The following is a 26,469-nucleotide window of genomic DNA, read 5'->3' as shown; positions in this document are numbered from 1 at the left end:
GAATCCTTTAAACTCCAAAAAATGATTTGATTACCGTGGTCACGACCACCAGGAATACGCAACTGCCAAACCACGCGGCTGCGACCTTTCCCGTATCGGGATCTCCGGCGTTCCACTTCTGATAGACCTTAACGGCCCCGATAAGGCCCAGGATGGCTCCTATGGCGTACATCAGGTTGGTTCCTGCATCAAAATAGCTGCGCACTTGCTGGTTGGCCTCGTCAATTCCGGCTATGCCGTCCTGTGCGAGGGCATTAAAACCGTAAAACCATAGGATCAGCCCGGCAATGGGGCGTTTGGTTTCCATACTTTTCCTTGTACATTTTTTCATCTCATTTGCTGTATTAAGGTTTGTTTTTGCCCTGTCCAGATGGTTTTGGGATAGGGGTTTCCATAAGTTCGGTGCGTGTATAAAAAGTGGAAAGCTGCTGCCATCACATCCCCTTCAACCTCCCTTTTCGTGACATTCACATCGGGACGGACAGGAACAGCTTTTCCACTAAGGACGGTCGGGCCCGCTCTGCCATAGATCTTTCAACTCATTGTCCCGGAGCCCGACCGGTCCATATTTTTCACATTCCGAAGTGATGAGCTCATGGATGGCCGCTTTAAAAGGAAAGTGGTGCAAGGAGGGATATTGGCGAAGTACGGTTGCCAGACTATCCAGGAGCTCACTTCGGTTGTAATGATTGCCAAAAGCTGTGGCAATGGTCTTCTTTATGGTTTCGGACAATTCCTCGACTTTAAGAAAAGTTTCATCCGGGGTTTCCTCAAAAGGTACCGGGTTGTCCGTGCTTTCGGTTTTTTTAGGCACAGGGAATTGACGGGGCGGGTCTTTGAACCTGTGGTAACTGATCCATATTAGTAACCCGCTATAGTAGATCAATACGATCAGGATCAGTGCTGTGTAAAAAGGGTGCCATTCCGTCATCATCGTTCCGCGTTTTAATTGCTCCTACCCGACAAGCAGGAGGTTTCAATTTCAGGACAAAGGAACAGGGAATGGCCGCGCGGCACAACTACAACTTTTTGTTGTAGCCCAAGTTGTAGCCTTGTAGCCCTCAATAAAATCGGGGCTTAACAGCGATTACTTTTTTTTGGTTTTTTCCAATTTTGGGGAAGTGGGTGGGAACAGATTTCTGTAATTCCCGAAGGAAAGGAAATATGGTTTGCGGATATGAAATATGGGAAACATTAAAAATGCCCCTGACTAAGGTCAATATTTTTTGATTTTTTCGATAAGGCGTTTCAATTCGGAAATCACCACTTCCTTATCTTTTTCTTCCGCTTTATAGGCATTGACCCTCATGGCATCAAAAGATATAACTTTCTTGTGTGGTGTGGAAAGGTAGGGTGCAATATGTTTGAATACACTCCGCATGGACTTGGCCTTGATGATCCTTAGTTCGTCCGCTGCACGTAGGAACAGCGCCGTCTGGTCTGTGGATAGGTTGCACAATATTTTGTCCCTCGCATTGATGCTTACCTTGGCTTTAGGATATCTCCTTAATAGGCTGCCTGACTTGATATAATGGTCAAACCGTTTCTCCAAAAACAAAATAAGTTCCTGTACAGTAACGCTCAACTGCTCAAGAACCTTTTTCAACTCTTCCCGTTGGAAGTGTTCCTCATCCTGTAGGTCTGAAATTAAATCTCTCAGAAATAATAATGAAGTATGGTAGTTGACCACTACAAGACGGATTTGTTTTTCCCTGGTCAGGGCATATATCTGGTGCTTTAGCCTGGACTGGATGCTTGTGGTCTCCTCCTTAATTTTCAACAGTAGATCTTCTGCCTGCTTTTTGGTTATGGATTGAATTCCGGATTTTTTCGGGTTTAGTGTAATACTTACTAAATTATCGAGCCATGCTATGAGATATTCCTGTGCCATGCTTAAACTATTTAGCCCGGTTTTCGGGGTTTTACGGTCATAATCTCTGGCAATACAAAATAACAAGAACATGCCAGCATAGCATATATGCAGGAATTACTCTTTAATAAATGATTGTTTTCGATAGGCCGACGGAGCCATCGAGGTATATTTTTTGAAGAAATAACCGAAGTGTGAGGATGTTTTGAAACCCAAAATGTTCCAAATCCTGTTTATGGGGGCATTTTTCAGCAACATGCTTTTTGCTGCAACGATCAGCCTTTCTTCAATACATTGTTTTGCCGTTTTCCGGGTAATCTTCTTCACCACTTTGGATAGGTGATCCGAACTTACAAGGAGCGTATCAGCGTACCATTTAACGGAATGTTGTAAGGTGAAATGTATTTCTATCAACTGAAGAAACCGGGAAACAAGGATATGGTCTCGATGCCAGCCTCTACCCGGTTTGGGAATGTTCAGAAAATAGATCTCACTCAGTTCCCGAAGGAAAGATTTTAAATTCCAGAAACGGATATTTGGCCTTTCCGGGCCACCGTCGTTAATACTGTTCTTATTTACCAGTAATCTCAACCATTGGGTCAATGTGGCCTGATCTGTCGATTTCAGTGGTATTTTCGTGTACCCCACCGAATTCAGGAAGGCCAGGAAGGTAGAACCTGTTTCCAGATCTTTCCCTTGAAAAATAGGACTTGGATCGAATGCTATAATCCATAGATCTGCCGTATTGTTCTCAATATGGACTGATTTGGAATATATCCCGGTAAGGATGCAAAGCTCGTTGGATTCGAGCGTTGTGCCAATATCATCCAACTCAATGTACAGATAACCCTTGTCCACGATCAAAATGGCAAGTTTGCTGCTTGGCAAGTGCAATTCTGCATTCCTTTCCTGATACCCCTTGTTGTAGGTAATAACAAGGGAATGGGGTAAATCGGATGTCATAGGTGGTTTGGATTTGGGATATTCGGTTTATGGTTATACTACCGGGAAAGCCGGGACATCAGACAAATGAACAATAGCAGGATATTTGCCAGGGTGTTCAGATACAACGGAATGGCCAGCTTTCTTGGGATTTGACTTTTCAGGGAGTTGTCAGGCAGGTACTTAATGATTTCGTGATAACTGTACAGGTCAAAGACAAAATAGAGATTGACCAGATTGAAACATATGATCACAACGAGCAAAATATTGACCACCCTGGTTCCCAGTTTCGAAAAACGTAGCGTGTACATTCGGTCAAAAAAGTCCATGACGGGAGGAATAATATATGGCCAGGCTAATTGCCATCGATGTATTTTCCAAGGCGTTGACAACGGTGGATGATTTGTTCCCCGTTCCTATGTCCCAATCCTCATCATCCCGGTCCCCGTCATCTGCAAAAAGATCAATTTCTTCATCGCTGATGAGGGAAATGGTGGTTAAGATGACCCTCTGGTCTTCATTGGTCCAGGTAGACTGTTGTGCCACTTGAACCCCATAGGCCAGTATATAATCAACGGATGGGGTATTCGTAATTGAATCCAGGAATACCAAAAAACTTTCACTGGCAGGTTCCGAAAGTGTGGACCCGGCCAGAAATGATGCGATATCCCCATCCAAAGGCGGCTCATTGGAGGATACAGAAAGTTCATATCCGTGTTCCGTAAACAAGGACCGAACTTCCAGGTCGATTTCAATAAGGCTCCAGCCAAAAATAGCATCCAAGGGATGAAGGGTAAAAAATTCGTTGTACAATGCTCCGGCCAGTCCGTTAATGTTCGTTGACTTGGCAGAATCGGTAAGGGAAGACTCCATGCGGATGGCATGGAATTCATTGTTTAGTTCAGGGTCGGGGCTACAGGAGAGGGCAAGGCATGCCACTCCCATACAAAAGATTGCCAAAGTTTTCATGGTGTAATTGTGTTATGTCCGATTTTGGTTTCAATCGGTTCATTCCACCCGGGTAAGCTGAACCAGACTCTTGGAATCCTGGGACAAAGCTATAGGGCGGTTTCGGACAACACAAGGCCGGGGTATATCGTTTTCGGAAAATATTATATACATTTTCGGAAAATGATATACCTGATTTTGGGGTAGGGAGATGGTCGTTATTAATGTTAAAACCATCCGATTTCTGAACTGATTTTGCTAAATTTGAGTGAAGCTCAACGATGGATTTATATTTACTATAGACCACGTACGTCGGCCATAATGAATATACTGGCAATAAAATTTCCCGCCTTATATTGCCAGTGACCAACCTTAACATTCCTAATTATGTATGCACCAACCGCTGTGGTACTATGCGTTATTTCTATATTTACCATATTGCCCCAACAACAGACTGAAGGAGGGACGGAACCCCTAATGAATAAAAGCTATGATGTCCTTTTCGATACGATAAGGAACACCAAGATCCCGGTACGTGAACAACTTTATCTACGGGCATTTTTACAAAAGGCCCAAAAAGAAAAGAACTTTGAAGAGATTGTCAATGGGTACAAGAACTACCTGCACCATTCCGATGAAGGGTTAAGACACACCTATGCGGACAGTATGATCTATGCAGCCCGCAAATCCAGGGATTCTTCCTTGATCGGCGCGGCGTACCTCACCAAGGGGTTCGTCTATTATGGGGAGAAGGACCATACCATGGCATTGGACCATTACATCCTGGCCTATGATTATCTAAAGCATTCCGAGGATGCCTACCAGAAATATAAGGTGCAATACATGATAGGCCATATCAAGTATTATCTGGGATATTATGAAGATGCGATCAGGTTGTTCAAAGGTTGTATCAACTATTTTAAGGAAAACCACACCCGAGGTTACCTGAACAGTCTCCATTCCCTTGGGCTTTGCTATAACCGAATGGGCAATTATGGGCTTTCCTCCGAGGTCAATGCGATGGGGCTGGCCGAGGCCGACAGGTTGAAAAACCATAGCATGGATATCTATTTCAAACATTCCGAAGGGATCAATCATTATTTCAGGGAAAACTATAAACTGGCCATTGAAACACTTGAGGTGGTAGTGCCTACTATCGCGGACAAGGGTGATTTTGGCAATGTTTCGGTCGGATACTTTTATATAGGTAGAAGCTATTGGGCCTTAAGGGAGCCCGATCGGGCGATTTCCTTTTTCAAAAAAGTGGACGACATTTTTAACGAACGTGACTATCTGCGGCCAGATCTCCGGGAAGGTTACGAACTCCTGATGGGCCATTATGAAAACTTGGGGAACCAGGAACTCCAATTGTACTACATCAAGCAATTACTAAAAGCGGATAAGGTCTTGGGTAGTACCTACCGATACCTGTCCGGAAAGATCCATAAAGAATATACACACCGTGAACTACTACAAAAGGAAAGTGAGATAGAGGCCCTTTTGGCCGACAATAAGACCAGTGATGCCCGTTGGGGCATGGCCACAGGGGCCTTGGTACTGGTCGCCATGGTCATGGCCTATCGGCGCTACAGGGATAAGCGCAAATTCTCCAATTTAATGCGGGAGATCAATGAGGGCAAACCCAGGCCAGCGAAAGAGTTGGATTTTAAGCCTGATGACCTGGACATTAATCCCGGGGTGGTTCAGGACATACTGAAACAACTGGAAAAATTCGAGATGGGCAAAGACTTTCTAAAGGAGGACCTTAACCTGGTGAAACTTGCCGCTTCCTTTAATGCGAACAACAAGTACCTTTCCAGGATCATTAACCATTATAAGGGTAAAGGGGTTGTTGAATACCTCAATGACCTGAAGGTGGACTATGTCATTTACCTTTTTACCAAACAGAAGATCTATCGGAGCTACAACTATCAGTCCCTGGCCAAAGAGGCAGGGTTTAGCAGTGTCCAGCGTTTTGTAAAGGCCTTCAAACATCGCACGGGTAGATCACCAGCCTATTTTTGCAAGGTCCTGGACGAACAGGAAACATACCCGGACCGAGATAGCAATACCCTGAGCAGGGCCTGACCGTGATTTTGATAGGGTATTGCTCCGCTTTATGCAATGCTTGGTATAAAAAGGGAAAATCACCAGATTTAAACGATGAATAAACTTTCACAGAGTTGTAGGAAAAGTGAATTCTTTCTAAATTGTTATCGGTAGTTTGAAAATTTTTAGCCGCTAACATAAGCCGGAATGGTGGTAGGACTTTCTACAGAAATCCCTTATAAAATGGGGATTTTTCGGTTTAATAACGTAATTACTGATAATGTAAATGTTGGCTTATGGTCATTTTGATTACCCATTTATTTGATTAATATTCATAACTTTGGACCATTCCATACCATATTAATGATTTTGGGCCCCAGGGGTTGAAATCCATCGGAGTCCATGGCCAAAACGTTTTTCCGGTCCGTTTTCGGAGCCGGATGTGTCCCCATCCCAAAGGGAAAAGTGCCAGCAATGGCTACAGTCATGGTCCCGTGTATCTATATAAAGACGCTTCTTGTTTTTGCATTGTGGAGAACTGGGGTATGTGTGATTAACTCCCCATAAAAGTTCCCTTTACAAAAAATGTGATCCGGCAGCAGCACTGCCGTACCATGATGTGCCAACATTGATCGACACCGTTTCGCTACCATCTTATTCCACCTACCGCTGTGTACCAAGGCACACCTGGTCATTCCTGCGTTGAAAGGCGCAGGGAAAAATGCTTGTTTCACCCAATAACAGGATAGCCATGGAAGATATCGTATGGAACAACAGTATGTCCAATGGACAGGAGACCGAAGCGCAACAACCCGATAGTGATGCGACACTATGGTTAGAATTCCAGTCCGGAAACAAAGCGGCCTATGCCCGGATATATGAGGGCAATATAGACATGCTCTATCGCTATGGATGCAAACTGGTGGCCGATGAAGCACTTGTAAAAGATGCCGTTCAGGATCTTTTTATGGAGTTATGGGACAAAAGGGCCAATCTTGGCAGGGTACGATCCATTGCACCCTATCTATATACGGCTCTCCGCAGAAAGGTACTGGACCAGGCCAGGCGTCAAGGGAAATTGTTGTCACTGACGGATTCCAGGGAACTTAAAAATAGTAGTACTTCTTCTCCCGAACACCACATTATCGAAGATGAGGCCTCTGACAATCGAAGGGAAGGACTCCAATATGCCCTTGGTAAACTCACCAAAAGGCAGCAGGAAATGATTCATTTGAAGTTCAACTCCCAATTGACCTATGCCGAAATTGCCACTATTACAGGGATGTCGGTAAAAAAAGTCTATTACCATACGGCCTGTGCATTGGACATTCTTCTTGGGGTCTTGCGGAAGAAGGGAATCCGATAATGGAGCCCATTCAAAGACGGGCCCCAGTGTGCCATAAAAACCCAATTCTCGGCATTTCTCCCATATTTTTGAAGAAAGTTCAACTTTTTTTCGGAAAAAGGGAGATTACCTCTTCTATATAATAAACAAGCAGTCCTTTTATCATAGATTTTAAGAACGTATGGAATACAAGACTTTTAATGAAAAGGATTTTATAGCGGATGAATTTTTTCAGCAATGGGTCTGGCACCCGGATGTGGAAAGCAACTGCTTCTGGGAAGATTTCCTGGAAAATCACCCGGAAATGGAAGCGGTGGTGACCAGTGCCAGGAGTGCCCTGCTCCTTCTTTCGGATGAACAGGGCGCCATGCCTGCCCGGGTGCGGATGGAAATAGTTGATAGCATCCGCGAGCATATGGATGCGGAAACGACCCAAGGGGTGCATAAACTTAAGAAAGATACAGAGCTAAGGCCATTGTATATGGTATCAGGGTTGATAGTTGTCATGGGCCTGGCCGTGCTGTGGATGTACAATTTTGGTGTGTTCACGGACCAAGCAGTGGCAGGCCCGCCCCAAATCACCCTGCAATTACAGGACGGCAGTCTGCAGGTGATCGATGAGGGCGACACCCGCACCATTACCACAACAAAAGGGCAGACACTGGGCAGCCAGGACAAGAACATTCTGAAATATAACAACACACCACACAACGCAGCAACGGAGCTGGTATATAATGAGCTTAAGGTGCCTTATGGGAAAAATTTTGAATTAGTGCTTGCCGACGGTTCTCACATATATTTGAATGCCGGCTCCACGTTGCGTTACCCGGTACAGTTCCTGCCCGAAGGGCCCAGGGACGTGTACCTGATGGGAGAGGCCTTTTTTGAAGTCGCCAGTGACAAGCTCCGCCCTTTTACCGTCCATACGGACCAGATGAACACCCAGGTGTACGGCACCCGGTTCAATGTCACCAGCTATACGAACGAGGTCAATACCTATACGGTGTTGGAAGAGGGTAGTGTAGGGGTGTACCCTCCCGGAGCGGATGTTCCTGCACCTGTAAAAATTGTACCCGGCCAGCGGGCCGTGATGGAAGGCGGTAGCATAGCCGTGGAAGCAGTACGGGTGGAGAAATATGTGGCCTGGACCCGGGGCGAACTCTACTTTAAGAACGATGCCTTTTCTTTGATCCTTAAGAAACTGGAGCGGCACTTTAACGTGACCATAGCAAGTAACTACCCCGAACTGGATGAAAGGGAGTTTACGGCCACCTTCAAGGGTAAGACCCTGGAGCATATCCTTGAAGCCTACCAACAATATACCCCGTTCCGATTTAGCCGGGAAGGGGATACAATTACCATTACCCCGCCCTAAAGCTACATTCAGGAAGACGTAAACCTTTTAGCAGTTACCGGAATTCTTAGATACACCATACCCCCCAAGGGTAGGGCAGTAATCGGGTACCCCAAACCAAACCAGTGCACAGAAGACCAACACACAGATAATCACTGGAGTACAACCATTGTAGAATAGTAAAGCGTATTGTATGAAACACAATAGTTATATCCTGTTTCTGGCCCTATTGTTATCTCTGGGGGCAAGGGCCCAAAATGATGGCCCGGTGGAGTGGAATTTCGCTGCCAAGGCGGTGGATGAGGACACTTACGAGGTGCATTTAACCGCTAATATGGAGCATCCCTGGCATATCTACTCCCAATATATGGAGGACGGTGGCCCCGTGCCTACGGAAATTACCTTTAAGGCCGATCCGGCCATTGTGTTGATGGGGGAAACCAAAGAGGATGGTGTGCCCATCGAAAAGTATGAGGATGTCTTTATGGTGAATACCCGCTATTACGAAGGGACTGTTCATTTTATACAGACCGTAAGACTCAAACCGAATACCGGGACTCCGGTGACCGTGGAGGGCAGCGTGCTGTTTATGGCCTGTTCCGACGAGCAGTGTCTCACCCCACAGGAACGGAAATTCAAAGTGACCTTAGATCCCGAACATCAACGGGGATAACATAAAGTCTGTAAATAAAAAAGACCTGTCTCAGTATGGGCAGGTCTAAAATAAACATTGGGAAATGCGACCACACTTCCCAATGCAACTATTGAATGTGATTTTAGTACTAGCGTAACCAAAACCAAAACAAATTTATGAAAATTTTCACCAAACCTTGGGACGGGCCCTTTCCCGTTCCTAAACCAGACCTGAAGATGAAACTCACGGTATTCCTATTAATCATTTCGTTGTTCCAGCTACAAGCGGGTACGGGCTATGCCCAGAAGACAAAGATTACCCTTAATATGCAGGGGGTGACCGTATTGGAGGTAATCGAAGAGATTGAGACGATTACGGACTTTGACTTTCTGTACAGTGAAAAGGACCTGGACCTGACCCGAAAGGTCAGCATCAATGCTCGGAAAAAGGGGATCGAGGATGTCCTGGCGATTCTGTTCAAGAATAGCGGTGTGGTTTATACCATCAATGAAAAGCTTATTATCCTAAAACCGAAAGGGGAGGTATCTAAGGCACCAACACCTGGGGTAAATCCGAGGGATGACCAACAACAGTTTGAGGTAAACGGCACAATCACCGACCCGGAGGGAAATCCTCTGCCCGGAGTGAACATCATCATAAAGGGTACCAACCAGGGCACCATGTCCGGTCCGGATGGGACATATTCCATTCGTGTCCAAACCAATGACATCCTTACTTTTTCCTATGTGGGGTTTAAAAGGGTTGAACTTCCTGTAAATGGCCCTGATACCATAAACATACAAATGCAAGAGGATGTAATGTCTTTGGAAGGGGTGGAATTGAACGCAGGTTATTATACCGTGAAGGAACGGGAAATGACTGGAAATATTTCCAGGATTACTGCCGAGGATATACAGAAACAACCTGTGGCTAATCCATTACAGGCATTGATTGGTAGGATGCCCGGGGTACAGGTAACCCAACAATCGGGTGTGCCCGGGGGAGGGTTTACGGTTCGTATCCGGGGACAGAATAGTCTTAGAACAGATTTAGGGGTCAATGAACCCTTATATATAGTAGATGGAGTGCCCTATCTCTCAACACCATTGAATCCACAGGGGGTCGGTACTTCTACGCTCCCCAATTCCATGAGCCCGTTCAACAGTATAGAACCTTCCAATATAGCGAGCATAGAGGTATTAAAAGATGCGGATGCGACAGCTATCTATGGTTCCAGGGGGGCCAATGGGGTAGTATTGATCACTACAAAAAAAGGAATGCCTGGAAAATCCCAAGTGAATATAAATGTGTATAGTGGTGCTGGAAAGGTCGCTTCCTCCATAAAGTTGTTGAATACATCTCAATATCTGGAAATGCGGCGGGAAGCCTTTGCCAATGATAATGCCGAAGCGTATTTGGATAACCCGGCCTATGATATATTGTGGCCAGACATTAAACTATGGGATTCCGATCGATATACCAATTGGCAAAATGAACTGATAGGAGGCACGGCATATTATAATAATATGCAGGCATCACTCTCCGGGGGAAACGCCAATACCCAATACTTAGTCGGGGGAAGCTATTTCCGACAGACCACCGTGTATCCAGGAGATAATGCCAACAATAGAATTTCAGGACATTTTAATTTTTCCCATACAACCCCGAACCAAAAATTTAAGACGGTTTTAACCGCCTCTTATACTTCTGACGATATCAATATTTTATCGCAGGACCTTACCAGACAGGCTTTGACCCTTGCACCCAATGCGCCAGCACTTTATGATGATAACGGGGAGCTCAACTGGGAAAATTCTACTTGGGACAATCCCTTGGCATTTTTAAAGCAAGAATACGAGGGGACTACCGATAATTTTATTACCAATGCAACGCTGGATTATGAATTGATCAAAGATTTGCATATTTCTTCTCAATTTGGCTATAACAACATGCAAGTCCGGGAAGTGCGAATACGGCCGATAACTGCTTTAAGACCAAATCAACAAAATCGGGGAGGTCTTTCCCAATTTTCGGATAGCCATAGAAAAACCTGGATTGTAGAACCGAAAGTAACTTATAAAAGAAATATTGGACAAGGTGAGCTCAACTTGTTAATGGGAGCGACATTTCAACAAAATACAAGTGAAGTTCAGCGAATCAGTGCATCAGGATATACCAGTGATGCCTTATTAAAAAATATTCAGGCAGCACCCAATATAACTATTGATCAATCAGATTACTCCAAATATCGTTACAACGCCATTTTTGGTCGTATAAATTATAACTGGAGGGAGAGGTATATTATAAACCTAACCGGGCGTAGGGACGGATCCTCGCGCTTTGGTCCGGGAAAACGGTTCTCGAACTTCGGTGCAGTGGGGGTGGCCTGGATATTTTCCAAAGAACGATTTTTACAGGACAGTTTTATAAGTTTTGGTAAGCTCCGTGGCAGTTATGGTACCACTGGGAGCGATGCCATAGGTGACTATGGATATCTGGACACTTATTCTTCTACTCGATATCCATATTTTGGACAACCTGGTTTGATTCCTACACGTCTGGCCAACCCTGACTATCAATGGGAGACCAATAAAAAGCTGGAAGCAGGGTTGGAACTCGGACTGGTACAAGGCCGTGTGTTCATTTCCGGGAGTTGGTATCGGAACCGTTCTTCCAATCAGTTGGTCGGGTTTCCTCTGCCTGTCATTACAGGACAGTCCACCATCCAGTTTAACCTGCCGGCAACAGTGGAAAACAAAGGTTGGGAGTTTACACTGAACACCATCAATATCCAAAGGGATAAATTCAGTTGGCGCACAGGTTTTAATATTTCCTTCCCGGAGAACAAACTATTGGAATATGAAAATTTGGAGGCATCCCCATATGCTAACCGGTATAGAGCCGGCAAATCCTTGTTCATCGCTTCGGGGTTCCATTATTTGGAGGTGGATTCGGAAACAGGCTATTACACCTTTGAGGATGTTGATGGCAATGGTAAAGGTACGGACCGTTTTGCTGATTATCAATATCGAAAGGAAATAGCCCAACAATACTACGGGGGACTACAAAATACCCTGCGCTATAAACGATTTGAACTGGATTTCTTTATCCAGTTTGTCAAACAAACTGGCCGTAACTATTTTGGTGATGGTACATTTATTTCACCAGGGACGCTATCCAATCAGCCTGTAAAAGTAATGGACCGTTGGCAGCAATTGGGAGACATTACTGATATTCAAGGATTTTCTACAGATCTCAGTGATTTGGGCGAAGCATATACATTTTATCAACAAAGCGATGGTAGTATCGTTGATGCCTCTTATATCCGTCTTTCCAACATATCCTTGTCCTGGAACCTTCCTGAAAGATTGGGACTTGGAGACAATAGTAGATTATATCTGCAAGGACAAAACCTGTTTACCATCACCAACTACCAGGGGTTGGATCCTGAAAGTCTCGTATCACGGAGTCTTCCACCACTAAGGGTACTTACACTGGGATTTCAATTAAGTTTTTAAAAAAGATAATAAAGATGAAAGATCAACAGAAATATGGATTATGGGTCCTCCCTTTGCTACTCATGGTTGTTTTTTTTGCATGCAGTGACTTTGTGGATATAGAACCTCCACGGAATGAAATTATAAGGGAAACCGTCTTTACGGATGATGCTTCTGCAACCTCTGCGGTAATGGGTATTTATAGTGAAATGGCGAATCCGAACAATGGTTTTATAAATGGCACTTCAAGCAGTGTTTATGTGCTGTGCGGTTTTTCGGGCGATGAATTTATACCCAATTCTACAAACGTTTTTTTTAACAATACCATATTGGCAGATAATGCCACGGTCTTAAACTTTTTGTGGAAACCGGCCTATTCTTATATCTATTATTCGAATGCTGTATTGGAGGGCATAAAAGGGTCAACCAGTTTATCAGAAGAAGTGCAACGACAATTGGAGGGTGAGGCAAAGGTTGTGCGTGCATTGTCCTATTTCTATCTTGTGAACTTGTTTGGGGATGTACCTATCATCACTACTACCAATTTTGAAATTAACCGTGTAGCTCCAAAGAATCCGATAGCGCAGGTGTACCAACAGATTATTTCCGATTTACAGGATGCCAAAGAACTATTGGCTGTCGATTATTCCTTCTCCAACGGGGAGCGGGTACGGCCAAACCAGGCAGTTGCCGCAGCTTTACTGGCAAGGGTTTACTTGTTTACCGAAAACTGGGGTGATGTGGAATCCCAGGCTACTTTAGTGATCAATGATGAGAAGTATCATTTATCTTCTGATCTAAGCAAGGTGTTCCTTGCCAATAGTGAAGAAGCTATATGGCAATTGAAACCAGTGAATATAAACAATACCCTGGAAGCACAATACTTTGTGCCTTCAAGTGGGACGAACATTCCTTTTGCTTCATTGACTGAATCTTTGTTAAATGCGTTTGAAGAAGGAGATATGAGGCCAGTGGATTGGGTCGGTGATGTAACACCAAACATGGAAACTTTTTATTTTCCATTTAAATACAAAATAAGGGATACCAGTGTTCCCACCTCCGAGTATTCTATGATATGCCGTTTGGCGGAACAATACCTGATCCGGGCAGAGGCCCGGGCGCGACAGGGGAATTTAACAGGAGCGTTGGAAGATATCAATAGGATAAGAAATCGTGCAGGGTTAGGGGAAAGTTCAGCCAATACGCAAGAGGAGATATTGGATGCTATTATGCAGGAAAGACGGGTGGAGTTATTTTCGGAAGGGGCACACCGCTGGTTGGATCTAAAACGTACCAATAGGATAGATGAAGTGTTAGTACCTATAAAACCGGATTGGCAGCCTACCGATGCATTCTATCCCATTCCACAGAAAGAAAGGGAAGCTAACCCGAGCCTTACCCAAAATGAGGGGTATTGATACCCTAAGCTTTTACATAAAGATAGAAGCTGCCTAAAAAATCCTCTTAACCTTCCTTTTTTAAGCAAAAGGAAGGAGAGATTAATTTATGTCCCTTTAGGATGAGGCAGAGAATATAAGACTTACTACAAAATCATAAATAAGAAGATATGAGAACCCTATCCTTGAAATTAACGATGATTTTTTTATTCAGTATCTGTTTGTCCTGTGCCCAGGCCAACTCTGATAAGGCCATTCGTATCCTAAGTTATGGCGAAAAGGTACCGGATTATCCTTTGGTAAATCTGGTCAACTTTCCTGAAGAGTCAGCCAAAATTTCTGATTTTAAGGGAAAAGCGATTATCCTGGATTATTGGTTTGCCGGTTGTAAACCCTGTATAGCTTCATGGCCTAAATTGGTAAAATTGCAGCAAAAGTATGGGGATAAGATACAGATTGTTTTGGTCAACCACATGCAGGATGAAGCCACCGTACAGCAGTTTATAGACAACTGGGAAAAAAACTCCGGAACTACGTTTACAATACCTTCGGTTACCGGTGATACCACCTTGTATAAAGTTTTTCCTCCTTCGGGTTACCCCAGTATCGTCTGGATAGACCCAAATGGAAGATTTGAAGCTTTTACTGATGGAAGTGGATTAAACGAAGAAAATATTCGGTTCTTTTTAGATGGAAATACCAAGTCCATGACAGGAAAAAAAATGGTTTCTGAATTTCAGAAATTGGATGTTAGCAGATCCCTGCCCGATCTTTTAGGAGTTGATTGGGGAGATGCAAGTCAATTGCAATGTTACTCTACAATATCTTCCTACTCACCAAAATCAAGAGGGATGAGAATTGTTGCGAATGGTACAATTCTGCCCAATATGAGTATTCTGAATTTGATTAGATATGCTTATGCGATTCATGAACCACGTCCAAAAGCCGGGGTGGCTAATTATCCGAGGCTCCCAGCAAACCGTTATATTTTATTAGCAAAAGATACTATGAGATTCCAAGACCGTGTCAATGGGAAAATGTACTTACCAAATCTCTATACCTATCGGTTGATATTTAAAGAGCCCAGGACATTCAAACAAGTCAAAAAGAAGATGCAGGAGGATATCCAAAACTTTTTTAATCTGGATATCCGATGGGAAAAGCAAAAAAGAAAATGTCTAGTGCTTAAGGCTGGAGACACTACTTTAATTACTGATTTTAAGGGAGGTGGCGAAAAGGTCTTTCAATATAATGAAGGTTCTCCAAACGAAACCTACAAAATAGAAAATTTTACACCTACACGTTTTCTTGCTTATTTAGAATCCAAACAACTTTCTTCTCCTTATCCCTTATTAGATAAAACCGGATTTCGAGGTTTGTTGGATATAGAATATCCTTCTTATTTCATTGACAACTATAATAGGTATGATGAGTTAGACGAATATCTGTATAAAAGATACAAAATGCGTTTTGTATTGGAGGAAAGGGAAATTGAAGTGTTGGTTATTCGGAATGCGGAAAATCTTACACCTGAAGAAGGAGACGAATAATTAAAAAAAATAGAAATTATGAATTTATTGAGAAATAGAATAGCCATCGTTTTCTTATACATCTATGGCGTGTGTAGTGCCCAGGCTGGCCTAACCGGAAATATATTAAAAGTTGGAGATTCCGCTCCTTCACTAGACTCTGCTAAATGGCTAAAAGGTGAACCGGTTAACGAATTTAAAAAAGGTCATATTTATGTGGTGGATTTTGGTTTTATCGGTTGTGTACCCTGTATGGAAGGATGGGCTAAAATGTCAAGATTACAGGAGAAATATAAAGACCAGGTTACGTTTGTAGTGGTGATGACTCATAGCAGTTTAAGCCAGGTAGAAAAATATCTTGATAGAACCGGAGATTTAATAAGCGTGCCTGTCGCATTTGATGCCCCAATAATTGACGGGAATATTAAACAGAACCGAATACTGGATAGCTTATGGGTTAAAAGGACTTCCAACGCTTTAGAAAAAAAGCTGGGATATCCAACTTATTACTTTATTGATAAGGAAGGGAGGATTGCTCACATAGGAGATGCAACTACCAATATTGAATATCAATTGGATCTTTTACTGGGCAATAATGAAGCTGCTTTAACTAACGAACAGAAGGAATTCAAGAGGAAGGAGTTATATAATGGTTATTTATACTATGCAAATAATTACTCTCATAGAAAAGACCTCAAATATTCAGATTTTGTAAATGCATTGGACTATATTGAAAAACTAATAAAAATCTTTCCGGAGAACATAGCTTATAAGAGAGATAAGTTTGGACTCCTGCTTGAAATAAATAGTCAAGCTGCATATAATTATGGAAAGGAGGTGTTAGAGAATTATCCGTGGGAGATAATGAACAATGCGTGGGACCTTGCTAAGAGATGGTCTCCACTAATTCGTAGAAAGTTTTTTGAAGGGAGTGATATTGACAACGACTTAGCTATAGCTATGTGTTTAAAATCGGCTACACTTTCAAAAGTTAATGTTTTAGAGGCTTGGTCATATGCTTACGCATCCGAATTTTATTTTATGAAAGGAGATTCTAAAAATGGAGAAGAATTTTTATTGAAAGCGATAAGAACCGCTTCTAGCTCTAGGCGAAAAGAAATCTTTTCCAAAAGATTGGAGGTTTATAAAAATGCAAAGGATTTATTAACAAAAAGAACGCTTTTTTAGATTCTATGAATGGCAAAAATCATATCACGAATCAAAGGCCTTAATAAAAGGAATATGTGAGTCGTGGTATTTGTCTAAAATAAACAGGTAGTAGGGGGAAACCCAAACTACCTGTCCATAAATTAATAAAAACTTACTTTGAAACTATGGTTGTAAGTATAGTGGGTCAATGCAGTTACCCTGTGCATCAATGTTGTCATGGGCATCTCTAGTTTCAGTTAGTTTTTTAACTGTACATGGGGTGTTTGTAACATTCAGATCACAATCTTCTCGATTTTCCTGTAAAGTACCAAGGTCACAGCCGCCGGTAAATTCTCCATATTCATCAACAAAAGCTGGTTCTGTTTTGGCATCAGAAAATGCCAAAGCCAATGTTATGGCAAAAACAAATGCCAGGGACGAAAAAAACAATTTTAAATTTTTCATGGTATTAAGATTTAAATTAAACTTATAAATGCCTACTCTGTTTCACAGGGTTTTCGGTCCTTACCCCTGATTGTTGCAACAATATTTTTTTAAATTGTATGTGAGGTATCCAATTTATAGGTAATGATGTGTTGTTTGTATTTTGCTACTATGAGATTATGATGTACTACGACAAACTCCCGGATTTTTTTACTACTTAAGGCGGGGATATAAAAACTAAATTGGTAGCTACCATTATCCAGTTGATATACATCGATTACGGAAATACTGTCAAAAACATCGATATCTTCATTTCCCGCCAGGATGTTAGAATTTATATACAGAAGGTTTTCATGCACACAGCTTCTCTCGTTAACTTTTAGCGACAACGGTGATATTTTCCATAGATTTTCAGAACTAATTTCTCCGACATTTATTTTTTCTTGACTGATGGTGTCAATGGTGCTTCCAGCTCGGAGTAAGTTAAGATCGGTATCCATAAGAAAAAACTGGTTGCGGTATAAATACACATAGGTTAAAATCTTTGTGTTTTTATCGTAATGCAATTGGCCACTTGTGCTTAAGATTGCCTCATCACCCTGTGCTTTCAAAAGACCCGGAAAAATTTCAGGCTGAGGGTTTTCTTCGGTAACTTTATAAAAGACCTTTTCCATTTCCTTGTTTACACCTATAAGTGCTAAAGCCCCATTCTGCATGGGAACAGCATCCAGGAAATATGGGCTGTTTTTATAGCGTGTTGCAGTCCAATCTGAAATACTTCCCCGATAAATAAAGGGAACAACACCATCCACTACATAGAAATCAGGAGCGGATACCTTTACTTGAATAGACCTGTATTTTAAGTTGTCTTCAGGGATACTTATTTTATGGTGTACAGTATCCTTCAGATTATCTACGTTAGTTTCCACTAAATGGGAGGGAACCTGATTATTTCCGAGAAATAGATGACCATGATCAATACCCGCAATATAGTATGAGCCATATCCTAAATCCAACGTATCCAATGGTACCAAAGTTCCTTCCGGAGCAAACACCCGTTCAAACCCCGCATGCTTGTGGTTTTCCTTTTTGGGTGCGGCGATATGGAGGGCCAGTACGATGAATATCCCAAATAGGAAGGTGATGAGCAATAAGATGGATGGGCGTTTCATGGGGTATTAAATTGCAGGTTTCAAGTTGCATGTTACAAGTTGTGTAGAATCTTTGGCCGTTCAAAAAACAATAGCCAATGCCCTTTTGGGAGGAAGGGAGTTCAATGCGAATATCTTTGTTCCCCGAGTGGTGCCAGGTCATCCCGTTGGTAGTGGGGAGGGGTCAGTAATAGTATGCCTATGGCCGCAAGGGCTATAAAAACGATGTTGAAAATGAGATGCTCGGTCCAGCCCAGTTTTTCCAATACACCGCCGCATGAGCAGGGGATATGCTCGCTAAAACTGAGGATAGCAATGATATAAGCTGTGAACATCACCATAAGGCCAAAGGCCCCGTACAACCCGTAGAGTCGGGACCTTGGCCATGCCAACAAGAGCGATACACCAATTTCAACGATCGGGATAAACCACGCAGTAAAGCCCGCTATGTTGGTGAGTAATGGAGATTGCCCTATCTGCACCGTAAATTTCTGCACGTCGGTGAGCTTGCTCACCGCGGCATACACAAACAATAGAATGAAAAGAAAACAGATGACCTCGATAACGATACCCTTGTGTCGTTTAAAGAAGCTGGGCAATGTCCATCGGATCGGTCTCATCGGTATATTGTTTTAACGGTTATATCCTGTTCATGGATTACAGTATATTTATTGTGTTCCTCTGATATGGTAGTAAAATTCTGTAAACTAATCGGTTAAGTAGTCCTGATAAAAGAATATTTTGTCCACTTTAGAGAATATTTTAGAAGGGGATAGGGGGATTTTGGACAACAATCCTCATTTTTTCTATAGAAAACCGTTCTTCTTTACCTTTCAACGCCTGCAAAATTAGCCTTGATAGTCCTGAAGTGCTCCAAAGGTTTCTACAAAACCGACTTGTTTTCTACATAATCTCCAAATATGTGTCGAGAATCCGATCTTTTTACTTTAAAGTAGAAGAGGGGGTGGGTGCTGATGGACAATTCGAAGATATGTACCTGTATTTTGACGATTAGTGGGATATGCAAAATCTTAATTTTGAGTGATGAAAAATGGCAAGCCTTGATGGAGGGAAATGCACAGGTTTTATATTTCACTACCTTAAAACCCACGTTCAACTGCTCCTGGAGGTATGCCGAACTTCTTTTTAAAAGCTTTATAAAAACTGGACTTGGTTGGATATCCAACAGAGGCCGCAACGTCTTCTATGCCCAAATGGGTAGATTGTAACAGGTTCATGGCCCTTTGCATTTTCTTATTGGTAAAATAGGCATAAGGGGTTTGGTTATAGGTCATTTTAAAATGCTTTACCAGTTTTTTTTCATTAAAGCCAAATCGATGTGCCAGGGATTTCATATCCGGAGTAGGCTCCTCCAGGTGCTCTTCCATAAACTGGAGCAAATTCTGTAGGTTTTCTTTATCCCTATTTTTGTTGGTTTCAGCTTCCGTTATGGTAAACCGGGAATGTTTAAAATTTCCTTTCTGATTTGATAGGCCCATGTCACGCATCATGGCGTTGACGTCCCGGTACTTTTCATTCTTCTGGGAAGTAACTTTAAAAGAACCGTCTGGCTGCCCGGTTATGTAGCAGAAACAGGAGTAGTACAGCCAATGGTTGACCTGAAAATTAAACCGTGTCCCAAATTGTACCGGGGTCGGCATATAAAAGTTGGATTTCAATTTTTTCCATCCTTTCAGGCTTTCCTCCGTAAGGAGATCCCGGAAGGATAGGCCAATGTAGTCGCCAGGGTTTTTCCCTAAGAGCCCAAAGATATTGTGACTGACTTCCCTAATCATAAGGTCTTCTCTCAGATGGATTTCCAGGAAGATCGGAAAATTGGCCTTCTTGTCATGTTTCGCCAATTCTACCAGGTATGGGGTATAGATTTCCCCAATCAAGTTAAGGTATTTAGCCTGAAGGTTATAGTACTCATCACTTTCAGAGAATCGCAATCGGTACCCCAGATTGCCCGTGGATATTTCATGGAGCACGCGACAAATATTCTCGAATTGAATTTTAGTGAATGATACCATAACCGACGGAATATTAAGTATTCCAACCTCTTTGTCCAGGGGATTGTGACCAACTATAATAGCTATTCAAGTGCTATAACCCCAGCTTTCCCATCCATTCAGAAACCGAGTTACATTATCTCCCGGATTCTATCCCAATACCCGATATAAGATTGTTGCCTTTATACCTGTGATTCACAAGCTTGCAGACACTTTTTATATGGGAACCACACTAACACCATACCTGATTCATAGAATAATTATCATTGAAAAACATTGGGGAAGAGAATAAAATCTATTGACCCAATTTAGGGTATGGATATATACAATGGTTTTTCAAAAGTCAACATACTGCTATTTAGCTTCACGAATTAATGGAAAACCATAAAATGCCAATAACAAAAATATACTAAAAAGATTTACAAACAGATTCTTTTTTACGACACAAAAGAAGGATAAATACTACATTATTGATTTTTTTAATGTCATTGTTCCATTTTGGTAGAGTAGGGCAAGTGGCTATTTATTGTGTGGTCAATTTCCCTTTGACATCAGTTTTTTCAGGTACTGGTGATGAAAAATGCAAGGTGTTTTGATATACTCAAAATGTTTAATTTTTAAACAATATGTGTGTGGTTCTGAATTTAATTTTTAATTTAACCCCCTGTTAACTGTTGATTGACAATATTTTAATAAACCCCCGATTTTGGCTTTTTCCCTCAGACGAAAATCATCCATACCAGATAGGGAGCCCCGAGAAATTCCCGGGAAGGGAGAAGCCTTAGGCCAAAATCAATCCGATGCTGCACTTTGGCAGAAGTTCCGGGAAGGCAATGAAACTGCCTTTGCCGCCATATATGATCGCAATTTTAACATCCTGTTCCGGTATGGCCTCAAACAGGTCAGGGACCGGGAACTGGTAGGTGATGCCATCCAGGACCTTTTTGTCGAATTGTGGGAGACCAGGGACCGCCTTGGTGAGGTACGCAATATTACCAATTACCTGTTGACCTGCATCAGAAGAAAAGTGGTGGCCCGTGCCATTAAGGCCGGAAAAAGGAGCCTGGTTCCCGTCAATGAATTGCTGGAGGAAGAACCTGTTCCATCCCTGGAACACCAGTTGGTAGAACGACAGGCCTTTGACCAACGCCGCAAAGAAATCAAACATGCGGTATCCAAGCTGAATATCAGCCAACAGGAAATCATTTTCCTTAAATACTACTGCCAAATTGATTACCCTGAAATAGCAGAGATCATGGATACCGATACCAAGTCTGTGTACAATCTCATGGCCCGAACTATGAAACGGCTACGGGACCATTTTGGGTTTTAAAACCTTTCCAGTTTGTTGTAGCCGGTTCCGGATATTAATGAAATCCCTTTAATTTCATCAGGAAGCTAAGTACTCTTGGCCTTTGACAGCTTTTGACAAATGTTTGACATATTTTTTTTCACGTTTTTGAAGTGATCAAGGAAAAAATCTACTCCACTCTATAGAGGGGGCTTGTTTCCTTTACCCCTTAAAAACAACAATAGTGACCTACAAGGATTACACTTCGGAAGATTTTGCAAACGACCATTATTTCCAGAAATGGGTATTGGAGAAGGATGCCATTACCTCCAATTTCTGGAATAACTGGCTCGCCCAACACCCGGAGAAACAGGAAGTGGTGGAAACGGCCCGGGATATGGTCCGATTGCTTGCCCAAGATGATGACGCCCCGACCCCAAATGAAAAGGACCGGGTATGGATGCAGATTATCGAAAAACGTAATACCAGGGAAAGGGGCAGAATGAACAGTCCAAAATCCCTCTTTAACAATCTTGGCAAGGGATTGATTAAGGTAGCTGCCGTGGCCATTCCATTAGTGGTGTTGAGCTATGGGGCCTATCAACTCGGCCTCTTTACAAAGGAGGGAACATTGCTTGTCGATCCCAACCAGATTACCCTGGAATTACAGGACGGCACCATTAAGGTAATGGACGAAGAGGCCTCTGGAGTAGTCATTACTGAAAAAGGAAAGACACTGGGAAAACAAAATAAAAACATATTGACCTACCAAAGGTCAAAGGACGACGTAACGGAGCTGGTGTACAATGAGCTGACAGTACCCTATGGTAAAAATTTTGAATTAGTCTTATCCGATGGTTCTCATATTTATCTCAACGCCGGCTCCAAGTTGCGTTATCCCGTACAGTTCCCCCATGGTAAGCCCCGTAACGTATTCCTGGACGGCGAAGCGTTCTTTGACGTGGCACAGGACTCCACACGCTCCTTCACTGTAGTGACTGACATGCTGAATACCCAGGTGTACGGTACAAGGTTCAATGTTTCGAGTTACAAGGACGAAAACAACACCTTTACCGTACTGGAAGAAGGGAGCGTGGGGGTTTACCAACCTAATAGTCCCAAAAAGGACGACCCCATAAAGATCGTACCTGGACAGCGTGCGGTCTTCGAGGACGGCAGTATTAATGTCGAAACTGTGGATATTCGTAAATACACAGCATGGATAGATGGCGAGCTCTATTTTCTGGATGACCGTTTTGAATTGATCCTAAAGGAACTGGAACGACGTTTTGATGTGAAGATAGATAACCATTATGAGGAATTGAACGACGTGAAGTTCACAGGGACTTTTAGCCGGGAACCGCTGGACCAGATATTAAAGTTGTTCCAGTACCAAACTGTTTTCGATTATGACATAAAAGAGAAGACCATAACCATCCAAAAACCACAGCCTATGACGCAATAAACCCAGTTAAGATCAAAAAATCGAAGGGTGCTCGCAACACCCTCCGATACTATTGATTACAAGCCAAACATATAACTAATAATCAAACCAAAAGTATGAAAATTATCAGGAATGCCGTAAGGCACCGGGACAGTTCCCGCCTTAAAATCACCCTACGGATGAAACTGCTGCTCTCACTCTTCTTTGCCACCTTGTTACAGATCAATGCAAATCTGGAGGGAAACCGCAGTCAAAATATTACCCTCGACCTGAAATCGGCCACGGTTCTGGATGTCATCCATGAAATAGAGACCACAACCGATTACCGCTTCCTTTACCGCAAGGACCAGCTCGATACCTCCCGGAAAATGGACATCCGCGCCAAGAACGAGAAACTGGAACGGATACTGCAAAAGGTATTTGGAAACAGTGGTATCTCTTATAAAATTGAACAAAAGCAAATTGTGTTGACCCTGAACGATGACATGCCTTCGGGACCTGCTGCCAACCTGACAACTCCAAACCAGGAACAACACACTGTTACTGGAACAGTTACCGATGCACAGGGACCCATGCCTGGTGTAAGCATCTATATAAAAGATAGTGATAGGGGAACCTTTTCAGATGTTAATGGTAATTATCAAATTTCTGCTTCAACAACGGATGTTTTGGTCTTCAGCTATATCGGATATAGAGCGCAGGAACGCGTCGTAGGATACCTAGCCCGTATCAATGTGGAATTACAGGAAGATATAACGGAATTGAACGAAGTGGTGCTCAATGCGGGGTATTATACCACTACCGAAAAAGTCCGAACCGGGAATATAATCAAAGTGACCTCCAAGGAGGTCGAACTCCAGCCCTTGGTCAGTCCCCTTCAAGCGCTTCAGGGGCGTGTGGCAGGAATGGAGGTCACTCCCGGGGGTGACTTGCCCGGTGCTGCACCTACCATCCGTATCCGTGGGCAGAACAGTTTACGGGATGAGGGAAACTACCCCTTATATATTATTGATGGCATGCCCATCAATTCCACGCCAGTTGAAAGTAACAATAGTAAATTAACCTTTACCGGGATAGATCCTTTAAGTACCCTGAACCTTTCCAATATTGAAAGTATTGAGGTCCTAAAAGATGCGGATGCCACGGCTATTTATGGTTCCAGGGGTGCCAACGGCGTGATTTTGATTACGACCAAAAAGGGGATTGCTCAGAAAACAGCATTTCAAGCCCGAATTTACAGTGGTGTATCTACGGTTCCCAACCGACTGGATCTGCTCAATACAAAGCAATACTTACAAATCCGTAATAGGGCATTTGAAAATGATGGCGTAGAACCAACAACAAGAAATGCATATGATTTACTCTTATGGGACCAAAACCGTGAAACGGATTGGCAGGACGTATTTTGGGGTGGCAATGCCTGGGTGACCAACGCCAATCTATCAGCTTCCGGCGGCAATGCCAATACACAATTTCAAATAAATGGAGGGTATCAGGAACAAGGCACGATATATCCGGGAAATTCCAAGTATGAAAAGGCCACGGTAGCCCTTTCCCTTAACCACAGTACCAAGGACCAAAAATTATCCCTTGGTTTGAAGCTGAATTATGGTATGGACATAAACAATTTAGTGGGGTCTTCCGGCTCTCAAATCATTAGCCTTTCCCCAAATGCACCTGCTATTTTTAATGAAGATGGAAGTCTTCACTGGGAGGAATGGGCAGAGGCGAGTATCAATAATCCTTTTCAGGGCTATTTCAATGCCAGCAAAACAGAGGCTAATAACCTGATATCCAATTTAAACTTAAATTACAAAATTCTCAACAACCTTTCTTTTAGTACAAGCCTGGGTTTTACCAATTTAAACAGCAAGGAACTAATCAAGGTGCCAAAAAGATCCTATAATCCTTCATCATGGCAGACCAGGGAACACAGGTCCGACCATTTAATTGGTCACAGGAAGTCCTGGATCATAGAACCCCAATTGAACTATAATACCCACCTCGGCAATCTTCAAATTGATGGTTTGATCGGTACTACCTTTCAGCAAAGCCAAAACAATCAAACTGGGGTTACAGGTTCGGGGTATGTGTCGGAAGCCCTTATCGGGAATCTTGCCGCTGCGGAAACATTGACCCAGGGAGTCAATCAAACTACCGACTATCGCTATCATGCCGTTTTTGGACGCTTAGGGCTTAACTGGAACCAAAAGTACTTTCTGAACCTTACAGGAAGAAGGGATGGTTCCTCCCGTTTTGGTCCGGGAAAACGATGGGCCAATTTTGGGGCCATTGGGGCCGCCTGGATTTTTTCTGAGGAAAATTGGGTACGAGAACATCTGAAATTTTTAAGTTTCGGTAAGTTGCGCGGTAGTTACGGCACCACTGGGAATGACCAGATCGGGGACTATGGTTACCTGGATGCCTATGAGGCTACGGTGGCACCTGGGGGACTTTATCCCACCGCCCTTGCCAATCCGGATTACTCCTGGGAAGTAAATAAAAAACTGGAAACAGGTGTACAATTGGGATTCCTTAAGGACCGGATTAATCTCGGTGCAAGCTGGTACCGAAATCGGTCCTCAAACCAATTGGTAGGTTATCCGTTACCCGGAACCACTGGATTTAGTATGGTACAAGCCAATCTCCCGGCTACAGTACAAAACACGGGATGGGAATTGGAATTTTCATCATCTAATTTTCGTAGCAATGATTTTAACTGGCATACTAGCTTCAACGTAAGCTTCCCCAAAAATAAGCTGGTAAGTTATCCTGGACTTGATGAATCGTCCTATGCCAATACCTATCGGGTAGGCCATCCTTTGAACATAGCCCTGCTATATCAATACGTAGGCGTTGACCCTGAAACTGGATTATATTCTGTAGAGGATGTCAATGTCGATGGAAGGTATGATTTTGAAGATCGGGTAATCATTAAAGACCAAAACAGACAGTTCTTTGGAGGCATCAACAACACCTTAAACTATAAAAAGATTTCCCTCCAATTCCTTTGGCAGTTTGTCAAGCAAGAGGGAAACCTGGCACTATTCGATGTAGGGCGTTATGGTGCTCAAAGAGCTTTCGTTGCGGAGGCTTTGGACGATGGAAGCCCCTTTCAGAACATTTCACAATCCATAGGAGCATTGTTAGCTTATTTGAATGTTCAAAATTCAGACCTGATCTATTCTGATGCCTCATTTATACGATTAAAAACCTTATCCCTGAGTTATACCTTACCAGCTAGCCCCTTGCAAACAATAGGAATTGATGAATGCAAAATATTTGTCAATGGACAAAACCTTTTTACCCTAACTGGTTATGATGGGATGGATGCAGAATTTGCAACTGGTGCAGGTACAGGTTTTGGGAATTTACGCATCATTACTGCTGGACTCCAACTTAATTTCTAAAAA

The 26,469-nt window shown here is 42.9% G+C and carries 21 protein-coding genes; 11 read left to right on the top strand and 10 right to left on the bottom strand.

What is annotated here, in order from left to right; all coding sequences use genetic code 11:
- Positions 1-7 precede the first annotated feature (7 nt).
- From J0656_RS05960 to J0656_RS05935, 6 genes are all read right to left on the bottom strand, one after another.
- A complete protein-coding gene (locus J0656_RS05960) occupies positions 8-307 on the bottom strand; it encodes a DUF4134 domain-containing protein (protein ID WP_207032286.1) in 300 nt (99 codons plus the stop codon).
- 192 nt (positions 308-499) lie between these two features.
- A complete protein-coding gene (locus tag J0656_RS05955; protein ID WP_207032284.1) occupies positions 500-934 on the bottom strand; it encodes a hypothetical protein in 435 nt (144 codons plus the stop codon).
- Positions 935-1,216: 282 nt separating this feature from the next.
- Complete coding sequence (locus J0656_RS05950; RefSeq protein WP_207032283.1) at positions 1,217-1,891, bottom strand: hypothetical protein; 675 nt, start codon at positions 1,889-1,891, stop codon at positions 1,217-1,219.
- Between the two features lie 96 nt (positions 1,892-1,987).
- Complete coding sequence (locus tag J0656_RS05945) at positions 1,988-2,833, bottom strand: helix-turn-helix domain-containing protein (protein ID WP_207032281.1); 846 nt, start codon at positions 2,831-2,833, stop codon at positions 1,988-1,990.
- A 38-nt stretch (positions 2,834-2,871) separates the two neighbouring features.
- Complete coding sequence (locus tag J0656_RS05940) at positions 2,872-3,141, bottom strand: hypothetical protein (RefSeq protein ID WP_207032279.1); 270 nt, start codon at positions 3,139-3,141, stop codon at positions 2,872-2,874.
- On the bottom strand, positions 3,128-3,781 hold the full coding sequence (locus J0656_RS05935; RefSeq protein WP_207032277.1) for a hypothetical protein: 654 nt from the start codon (positions 3,779-3,781) through the stop codon (positions 3,128-3,130). Before J0656_RS05935 ends, J0656_RS05940 begins: the two co-directional genes overlap by 14 nt.
- A 366-nt stretch (positions 3,782-4,147) precedes the next feature.
- Here J0656_RS05935 and J0656_RS05930 point away from each other — a divergent pair, with 366 nt between their 5' ends.
- The 8 genes from J0656_RS05930 (at position 4,148) to J0656_RS05895 (ending at position 16,753) form a co-directional block, all read left to right on the top strand.
- Positions 4,148-5,848 (top strand): helix-turn-helix domain-containing protein, encoded by a 1,701-nt coding sequence (locus J0656_RS05930; RefSeq protein ID WP_207032275.1) that lies wholly within the window; start codon positions 4,148-4,150, stop codon positions 5,846-5,848.
- Positions 5,849-6,560: 712 nt separating this feature from the next.
- A complete protein-coding gene (locus tag J0656_RS05925) occupies positions 6,561-7,175 on the top strand; it encodes an RNA polymerase sigma factor (protein ID WP_207032273.1) in 615 nt (204 codons plus the stop codon).
- A 160-nt stretch (positions 7,176-7,335) separates the two neighbouring features.
- The gene (locus J0656_RS05920; RefSeq protein ID WP_207032271.1) at positions 7,336-8,529 is read left to right on the top strand and encodes a FecR family protein; all 1,194 of its coding nucleotides are present in this window, start codon (positions 7,336-7,338) and stop codon (positions 8,527-8,529) included.
- Between the two features lie 172 nt (positions 8,530-8,701).
- The gene (locus J0656_RS05915; RefSeq protein WP_207032269.1) at positions 8,702-9,181 is read left to right on the top strand and encodes a protein-disulfide reductase DsbD domain-containing protein; all 480 of its coding nucleotides are present in this window, start codon (positions 8,702-8,704) and stop codon (positions 9,179-9,181) included.
- Between the two features lie 137 nt (positions 9,182-9,318).
- Positions 9,319-12,660 (top strand): SusC/RagA family TonB-linked outer membrane protein, encoded by a 3,342-nt coding sequence (locus J0656_RS05910; RefSeq protein ID WP_207032267.1) that lies wholly within the window; start codon positions 9,319-9,321, stop codon positions 12,658-12,660.
- 14 nt (positions 12,661-12,674) lie between these two features.
- Positions 12,675-14,057, top strand: a complete 1,383-nt coding sequence (locus tag J0656_RS05905; RefSeq protein WP_207032265.1) for a RagB/SusD family nutrient uptake outer membrane protein — start codon at positions 12,675-12,677, stop codon at positions 14,055-14,057.
- 149 nt (positions 14,058-14,206) lie between these two features.
- Positions 14,207-15,586, top strand: a complete 1,380-nt coding sequence (locus J0656_RS05900; RefSeq protein ID WP_313790185.1) for a TlpA family protein disulfide reductase — start codon at positions 14,207-14,209, stop codon at positions 15,584-15,586.
- Between the two features lie 18 nt (positions 15,587-15,604).
- The gene (locus J0656_RS05895) at positions 15,605-16,753 is read left to right on the top strand and encodes a TlpA family protein disulfide reductase (protein WP_207032262.1); all 1,149 of its coding nucleotides are present in this window, start codon (positions 15,605-15,607) and stop codon (positions 16,751-16,753) included.
- A 144-nt stretch (positions 16,754-16,897) separates the two neighbouring features.
- Here the strand turns inward: J0656_RS05895 and J0656_RS05890 are convergent, their stop codons facing one another.
- The 4 genes from J0656_RS05890 to J0656_RS05875 all read right to left on the bottom strand — a co-directional run bounded on the left by J0656_RS05890 (position 16,898) and on the right by J0656_RS05875 (position 20,342).
- Entirely contained in the window at positions 16,898-17,179 is a 282-nt protein-coding gene (locus J0656_RS05890; protein ID WP_207032261.1) for a DUF6520 family protein, read from the bottom strand.
- Between the two features lie 89 nt (positions 17,180-17,268).
- On the bottom strand, positions 17,269-18,330 hold the full coding sequence (locus J0656_RS05885; protein WP_207032260.1) for a hypothetical protein: 1,062 nt from the start codon (positions 18,328-18,330) through the stop codon (positions 17,269-17,271).
- Positions 18,331-18,431: 101 nt separating this feature from the next.
- The gene (locus J0656_RS05880) at positions 18,432-18,929 is read right to left on the bottom strand and encodes a MauE/DoxX family redox-associated membrane protein (protein WP_207032259.1); all 498 of its coding nucleotides are present in this window, start codon (positions 18,927-18,929) and stop codon (positions 18,432-18,434) included.
- A gap of 480 nt (positions 18,930-19,409) precedes the next feature.
- Complete coding sequence (locus J0656_RS05875) at positions 19,410-20,342, bottom strand: helix-turn-helix domain-containing protein (protein WP_207032258.1); 933 nt, start codon at positions 20,340-20,342, stop codon at positions 19,410-19,412.
- Between the two features lie 685 nt (positions 20,343-21,027).
- On the opposite strand from J0656_RS05875, the gene J0656_RS05870 reads away from it, so the two are divergent.
- The 3 genes from J0656_RS05870 to J0656_RS05860 all read left to right on the top strand — a co-directional run bounded on the left by J0656_RS05870 (position 21,028) and on the right by J0656_RS05860 (position 26,466).
- Positions 21,028-21,654 carry an RNA polymerase sigma factor gene (locus J0656_RS05870; protein WP_207032257.1) on the top strand — a complete coding sequence of 209 codons (627 nt, stop codon included), beginning with the start codon at positions 21,028-21,030 and terminating at the stop codon, positions 21,652-21,654.
- Between the two features lie 202 nt (positions 21,655-21,856).
- Positions 21,857-23,077 carry a FecR family protein gene (locus J0656_RS20345; RefSeq protein ID WP_207032255.1) on the top strand — a complete coding sequence of 407 codons (1,221 nt, stop codon included), beginning with the start codon at positions 21,857-21,859 and terminating at the stop codon, positions 23,075-23,077.
- A gap of 95 nt (positions 23,078-23,172) precedes the next feature.
- Positions 23,173-26,466: a SusC/RagA family TonB-linked outer membrane protein gene (locus tag J0656_RS05860; RefSeq protein WP_237688862.1), complete on the top strand. Its 3,294-nt coding sequence runs from the start codon at positions 23,173-23,175 to the stop codon at positions 26,464-26,466.
- Positions 26,467-26,469: the final 3 nt, after the last annotated feature.

This window comes from Flagellimonas aurea (genome assembly GCF_017313785.1).
In the GTDB taxonomy this organism is placed as follows: domain Bacteria; phylum Bacteroidota; class Bacteroidia; order Flavobacteriales; family Flavobacteriaceae; genus Flagellimonas; species Flagellimonas aurea.
The sequence above is the reverse complement of the archived record's forward strand: the minus strand, read 5'-3'. Positions and strand labels throughout refer to the sequence as shown.

What these genes read in the sequence shown, in the direction of transcription:
- J0656_RS05910 (WP_207032267.1), top strand. Translation starts at nt 9,319, where the DNA reads ATGAAAATTTTCACCAAACCTTGGGACGGGCCCTTTCCCGTTCCTAAA.
- J0656_RS05915 (WP_207032269.1), top strand. Translation starts at nt 8,702, where the DNA reads ATGAAACACAATAGTTATATCCTGTTTCTGGCCCTATTGTTATCTCTG.
- J0656_RS05960 (WP_207032286.1), bottom strand. Translation starts at nt 307, where the DNA reads ATGGAAACCAAACGCCCCATTGCCGGGCTGATCCTATGGTTTTACGGT.
- J0656_RS05945 (WP_207032281.1), bottom strand. Translation starts at nt 2,833, where the DNA reads ATGACATCCGATTTACCCCATTCCCTTGTTATTACCTACAACAAGGGG.
- J0656_RS05860 (WP_237688862.1), top strand. Translation starts at nt 23,173, where the DNA reads ATGAAAATTATCAGGAATGCCGTAAGGCACCGGGACAGTTCCCGCCTT.
- J0656_RS05940 (WP_207032279.1), bottom strand. Translation starts at nt 3,141, where the DNA reads ATGGACTTTTTTGACCGAATGTACACGCTACGTTTTTCGAAACTGGGA.
- J0656_RS05920 (WP_207032271.1), top strand. Translation starts at nt 7,336, where the DNA reads ATGGAATACAAGACTTTTAATGAAAAGGATTTTATAGCGGATGAATTT.
- J0656_RS05925 (WP_207032273.1), top strand. Translation starts at nt 6,561, where the DNA reads ATGGAAGATATCGTATGGAACAACAGTATGTCCAATGGACAGGAGACC.
- J0656_RS05900 (WP_313790185.1), top strand. Translation starts at nt 14,207, where the DNA reads ATGAGAACCCTATCCTTGAAATTAACGATGATTTTTTTATTCAGTATC.
- J0656_RS05890 (WP_207032261.1), bottom strand. Translation starts at nt 17,179, where the DNA reads ATGAAAAATTTAAAATTGTTTTTTTCGTCCCTGGCATTTGTTTTTGCC.
- J0656_RS05895 (WP_207032262.1), top strand. Translation starts at nt 15,605, where the DNA reads ATGAATTTATTGAGAAATAGAATAGCCATCGTTTTCTTATACATCTAT.
- J0656_RS05885 (WP_207032260.1), bottom strand. Translation starts at nt 18,330, where the DNA reads ATGAAACGCCCATCCATCTTATTGCTCATCACCTTCCTATTTGGGATA.
- J0656_RS05905 (WP_207032265.1), top strand. Translation starts at nt 12,675, where the DNA reads ATGAAAGATCAACAGAAATATGGATTATGGGTCCTCCCTTTGCTACTC.
- J0656_RS05880 (WP_207032259.1), bottom strand. Translation starts at nt 18,929, where the DNA reads ATGAGACCGATCCGATGGACATTGCCCAGCTTCTTTAAACGACACAAG.
- J0656_RS05930 (WP_207032275.1), top strand. Translation starts at nt 4,148, where the DNA reads ATGTATGCACCAACCGCTGTGGTACTATGCGTTATTTCTATATTTACC.
- J0656_RS05950 (WP_207032283.1), bottom strand. Translation starts at nt 1,891, where the DNA reads ATGGCACAGGAATATCTCATAGCATGGCTCGATAATTTAGTAAGTATT.
- J0656_RS05955 (WP_207032284.1), bottom strand. Translation starts at nt 934, where the DNA reads ATGATGACGGAATGGCACCCTTTTTACACAGCACTGATCCTGATCGTA.
- J0656_RS05875 (WP_207032258.1), bottom strand. Translation starts at nt 20,342, where the DNA reads ATGGTATCATTCACTAAAATTCAATTCGAGAATATTTGTCGCGTGCTC.
- J0656_RS05935 (WP_207032277.1), bottom strand. Translation starts at nt 3,781, where the DNA reads ATGAAAACTTTGGCAATCTTTTGTATGGGAGTGGCATGCCTTGCCCTC.